Annotated in this window: 2 protein-coding genes; both read left to right on the top strand. The window is 61.0% G+C overall.

Annotated features, from left to right (window positions below):
- Positions 1–222: 222 nt before the first annotated feature.
- Positions 223–906 carry a methyl-accepting chemotaxis protein gene (locus DOM66_RS19360; RefSeq protein WP_245392495.1) on the top strand — a complete coding sequence of 228 codons (684 nt, stop codon included), beginning with the start codon at positions 223–225 and terminating at the stop codon, positions 904–906.
- A 379-nt stretch (positions 907–1,285) separates the two neighbouring features.
- On the top strand, positions 1,286–2,125 hold an 840-nt coding region (locus DOM66_RS19355), incomplete at its 3' end, for an MCP four helix bundle domain-containing protein (RefSeq protein ID WP_188115222.1).

The following is a 2,125-nucleotide window of genomic DNA, read 5'->3' as shown; positions in this document are numbered from 1 at the left end:
TCGCGATGAATTCGGACGTATGCTGGATGCCATGGCCGCCATGCGTGACAAGCTCACCGGGGTGATCGCCGAGGTAGCCAACAATGCGCGCACCGTGGAGTCGATCTCCGGGGAGTTGGTGGCGAGCAACGAGAATCTGAGCCAGCGCACCCAGGAGCAGGCCGCCAGTCTGCAGGAGACCGCNNCGACAACGCCGGCCAGGCCGACACCCTCGCCAGCGACGTGAGCACCCAGGCCAAGCAGGGCGGCAACGTGGTCGAGGAGGCGATCGGCGCGATGCGCGAGATCGACACCTCCAGCCAGCAGATCTCCAATATCATCGGCATGATCGATGAGATCGCCTTCCAGACCAACCTGCTCGCACTCAACGCCTCGGTGGAGGCCGCGCGTGCCGGTGAACAGGGCCGCGGCTTCGCCGTGGTCGCCCAGGAGGTGCGCCAGCTGGCCAGCCGCAGTGCCGACGCCGCCGGCGAGATCAAGCAGTTGGTCTCCGAAAGTGCCCAGCGCGTGGCGCGTGGCTCCGAACTGGTCAACCGTTCCGGCGAGACCCTGACGCAGATCGTCACCAGTGTCGCGAAGGTCACCGATCTGGTCTCCGAGATCGCCGTCGCCAGCCGCGAGCAGTCCACCGGCATCCAGCAGATCAACCTGGCGGTGGGTGAGATGGATAGCGTCACCCAGCAGAACGCGACCCTGGTCGAGGAATCGACCACCGTGACCACCAGCCTGAAGGATCAGGCCGAGCTGCTGGCCCAGGAGGTCAGCTTCTTCCGCGGTTACGACGACAGTGGCGCGTCGCCGCACGATCACCGGGCCGCCCTCCTCTCGCCGACGGTCAAGCCTCGTCAACCACAGCCGCAGCCGCGTCACACTGCTCAGGATGTAGAGGCGTGGAGCAGCTTCTAACGCCGCCCCTCTCACCAGCGTCTCGCCCGACAATCGGGCGAGACGTGGGCCTCTCTTCTCCCCTCCACTCGTCCCCTCCCTTGCATCACTCCCTGCTCTTGCTTTTCTTCACGCACCTCTGTGGCAACGTCAGCAAGCGGATTCTCCTGCATTCAGCGTATCCCGGATATGCTGTCTTCTTGATAATGAAATTTTAAATTAAAGTCTAATTTAGACAACACCAAACAAATAATAACTAAAAAGCTTCTTCAATCGAGACGAACCGCCCCACTTAAACTTTAGGTTAATCTTAATTTAACATGGTCGATAAGCCTCATACGCGGCAACTCACTGCCACGCGAAGCCTGCCTAGCAGGCGATCAACATGAGGGGAACGAACATGAGAAGAGCGCTACATAGCGTCAAGGCCCGTCTGTGTCTGGGATTGGGGCTGATCATCCTGCTACTGGTCGCGATCGGCTTGCAGGGGGTCTTGAGCAATCGCCAGACCCAGGCGGCGATGCACGCGATCGTCGAGAATAACGTTCAGTCGATGATCGATCTCACCATTGTCAGATCCTCTATCAGCGACAATCGCACGATCTTTGCGCTGTCCGGCAACGGGGAGCTCTCCGCAGAGCAACGCCAAAAGATAGACGCCAATCGCAAGCTTGCCGATGCCGCCTGGGGTAGGTACTACCCCGCCCTGATCAGCAGTGATGAACAACGCACAGTGGCGACGAACTTCATAAAGGCGCTGGAAGTCCAGCGCAGCTTGCTGGATAGCGGTCAGGCCGAGGAGAGCGCGATACGTCAGAGCTACACCCATGTCTACGACTCGATCACCGCCCTCTACAGCTCAGAGCAAGCAGAGACGCAAGCGGCCTATCAGCAGAGCGTGAAGAATTACCAGAGCAGCCGCACGCTCATCATCGGCGTCATTCTGGTGGCACTGCTGATCGCGATCGCCATCGGCTGGTGGCTGGCCCGCGGTATCCTGCGCCCGCTCAAGGAGGCCACCGACTTCTCCACCGCCCTCGCCGAAGGCAACCTGGGCGTGCGCTTGAGCACCCGCTATCGCGATGAATTCGGGCGCATGCTGGATGCCATGGCCGCCATGCGTGACAAGCTCACCGGGGTGATCGCCGAGGTAGCCAACAATGCGCGCACCGTGGAGTCGATCTCCGGAGAGCTGGTGGCGAGCAACGAGAATCTGAGCCAACGTACCCAGGAGCAGGCC

It is taken from the genome of Salinicola endophyticus (assembly GCF_003206575.1).
GTDB lineage: Bacteria > Pseudomonadota > Gammaproteobacteria > Pseudomonadales > Halomonadaceae > Salinicola > Salinicola endophyticus.
This window is presented reverse-complemented; position numbering and strand designations above follow the sequence as displayed.